3 protein-coding genes are annotated in these 3043 nt (G+C 62.8%); all 3 read left to right on the forward strand.

Annotated elements, in window-relative coordinates; translation table 11 throughout:
• Positions 1-966: MFS transporter (locus AWB67_RS35825; RefSeq protein WP_087660614.1), on the forward strand; the 966-nt coding region annotated here is incomplete at its 5' end.
• A 51-nt stretch (positions 967-1017) separates the two neighbouring features.
• Positions 1018-1746: a maleate cis-trans isomerase family protein gene (locus AWB67_RS35830; protein WP_087660615.1), complete on the forward strand. Its 729-nt coding sequence runs from the start codon at positions 1018-1020 to the stop codon at positions 1744-1746.
• Between the two features lie 12 nt (positions 1747-1758).
• Positions 1759-3043: dihydropyrimidinase (gene hydA / locus AWB67_RS35835; RefSeq protein ID WP_087660616.1), on the forward strand; the 1285-nt coding region annotated here is incomplete at its 3' end.

Here is a 3043-nt window from a genome sequence, read left to right on the forward strand (position 1 = left end):
CTGCTCACGCGTCTCGGGCTCGGCGCGTCGGAGGCGCCCATCTATCCGGCGGGCGGCAAGCTCAACGCCATCTGGATGACGCAGACCGAGCGCGGCCGGGGTGCCACGCTGCTCGACGGCGGAGCGCCCCTCGGTGCGGCGCTCGGCGCCATCATCATCACGGGACTGATCGCGATGCTCGGTTCATGGCGTATCGCCTTCGCGGTGGCGGGCATCGGCACGGTGCTGGCGGGCATCCTCGCGTGGTTCTATATCCGCAATACGCCGCGCGAGCATCCCGGCGTGAACGAACTTGAAGCCGAATACATCGAGGAATCGCACGCACGCGACGCCGCGCTCGAACCGCCGTCACTCTCCGGCCGCTCGCGGGATTTCTTCAAGTACCGCTCGGTGTGGTGCATGTGCCTCGGCTGGATGTGCTTCAACAGCGTGTTCTACGGCTTGCTCACGTGGATGCCGAACTACTTGCACATGGTCCACGGCTTCGACATCAAGCAGATGGGTGGCTCGAGCTTCATCATCTTCTTCAGCGGCTTCGTCGGCGAACTGCTCGGCGGCTGGATCGCCGACAAGTGGAAGGCCGCGGGTGGGCGCCCGAATGTCGTGATGCGCACGCTGTTCAGCATCGCGGCGATCATCGCGACGGTTTCGATCTTCTCGGTCGCCTACGTGACCAATCCGATCGTGGTCGTCGCCCTGCTCTCCACCACGCTGTTCTTCCTTCGCTGGTGCGGTTTGTACTGGTGCATCCCGTCGTCCATCGGCACGCGCAACAAGATCGGCTTTCTCGGAGGCGTCATGAATCTCGGCGGCAATATCGGCGGCATCGCGGTGCCGATCATCGTCGGCGCGATCGTGCAATTCACCGGCTCCTATTTCCTTGCGCTGATGTTCTTCGCGGCGGCCGGGATCGGCCTGCTCGTGTGCTCCAGCGCCATCGATTACGAAAAGAAGATTCCGGTCTGAACGGGACTCACGCAACAACGCCTCGCTCAATTTCACATTAGAGACATCACGATGAAAAAACGCACTCTGCTCGGCATGCTCACGCCTTCGTCCAACACGTCGCTCGAACCGCTGACGAGCGCGATGGTCGCAGGTCTCCCCGACGTCTCGGCGCACTTCGCGCGCTTTCCTGTCACGGAGATTTCCTTGAGCGACCAGGCGCTCGGCCAGTTCGACGATTCGAAGATCCTGCAGGCAGCCGAACTGCTCGCCGATGCCAAGGTCGACGTGATCGCGTGGAACGGGACGTCGTCGGGCTGGCTCGGCTTCGAAGCCGACGAGCGCCTCTGCCGTCGCATCACGGAGGCGACCGGCATTCCGGCGACGACTTCCGTGCTCGCGCTCAACGAGATCCTGAAGAAGACCGACGCCCGTGAATTCGGCCTCGTCACGCCGTATCTCGACGACGTGCAGGAAAAGATCATCGCCAACTACCGCAGCGAGGGCCTGAACTGCATCGCCGAGCGGCATCTGAACCTGAAGGTGAATTTCTCGTTCTCCGAGGTAGAACCCGATGAAATCCGCCGCATGGTGCGCGAAGTCGCAAAGGACAAGCCGCGCGCGATCTCGATCTTCTGCACGAACCTGAACGCCGCGCAACTCGTGCCAGAGCTCGAAGAAGAAACGGGCATTCCGATCTACGACACCATCACCACGGTCGTATGGAAATCGCTGCAGCTCGCCGATTACGACACGCGCCGCGTGAAAGGCTGGGGCCGTCTTTTCAGCGAAGTCATCTAAAGGAACAAGGCCATGCACAACGATCTGGATTTCGTGATCCGTCATGCCGACGTCGTCACCGCGTCGGACCGCTTTACCTGCGACATCGGCATTCGCGACGGTCGCGTGGCCATGCTCGGGCAAGGCTTGCCAGAAGCGCCGCGCGAACTGGATGCAAGCGGCATGCTGGTGCTGCCTGGCGGTGTCGACGGCCACTGCCATCTCGATCAGCCGATGCCCGACGGCTTGCGCATGGCCGACGACTTTCTGTCCGGCACGCGCTCGGCGCTTTGCGGCGGCACGACCACGGTGATTCCGTTTGCCGCGCAGGGGAAGGGGCAATCGTTGCAGGCGGCGGTGGACGATTACCATCGCCGGGCGGAGGGCCGCGCGCTCATCGACTACGGCTTTCATCTCATCGTCGCCGATCCCACGCCGCACGTGCTCGCAGAAGAGCTGCCGCGTCTGATTGCCAGCGGCTACACGTCGTTCAAGGTCTACATGACTTACGACGACCTCAAGCTGAACGACCGTCAGATGCTCGACGTGCTCACGGTCGCCCGCGAACATGGCGCACTCGTGATGGTCCATGCGGAGAACTCGGATTGCATCGGCTGGCTCACCGAGCGTCTGCTGGGCAAGGGCATTCAGGCGCCGCACGCACACGCGCTCGCGCGGCCCGCAGTAGTCGAGCGCGAGGCGACGCATCGCGCGATCGCGTTCGCGGAACTGGTCGACGTGCCGATTCTCATCGTGCACGTATCGGGCGCCGATGCGATCGAACAGATCCGTTGGGGGCAGTCGCGTGGCCTGCCGATCCTCGCGGAGACGTGCCCGCAGTACATGTATCTGACGGCCGACGATCTCGGCTGCGGCGAATACGAAGGTGCGAAGTGCGTATGCAGCCCGCCGCCGCGCGATCCCGCGAATCAGAACGCGGTGTGGAAGGCATTGCGTCAGGGCGTGTTCTCGCTGGTGTCGTCCGATCACGCGCCCTTCTCGTACGACGATCCGCAAGGAAAAAAACCGGGCGGCAAGGAGGTGTCGTTCGATCACATTCCAAACGGCATTCCCGGGCTCGAAACGCGCTTGCCCCTGCTCTTCCAGGGCGTGAAGGAAGGACGTATCTCGCTGCATCAGTTCGTGGAACTGACCTCGCTCAAGCCCGCGAAACTCTATGGCCTCTATCCGAGGAAAGGCACGATCGCGGTCGGTGCGGATGCGGACATCGTCGTGTGGGATCCGGAGAAGCGCGTGACGATCGCCAATGCCTCGTTGCATCACGCCGTCGACTACACGCCCTATGAAGGCATCGAAG

It is taken from the genome of Caballeronia terrestris, assembly GCF_001544515.1.
Classification (GTDB): Bacteria; Pseudomonadota; Gammaproteobacteria; order Burkholderiales; family Burkholderiaceae; genus Caballeronia; species Caballeronia terrestris.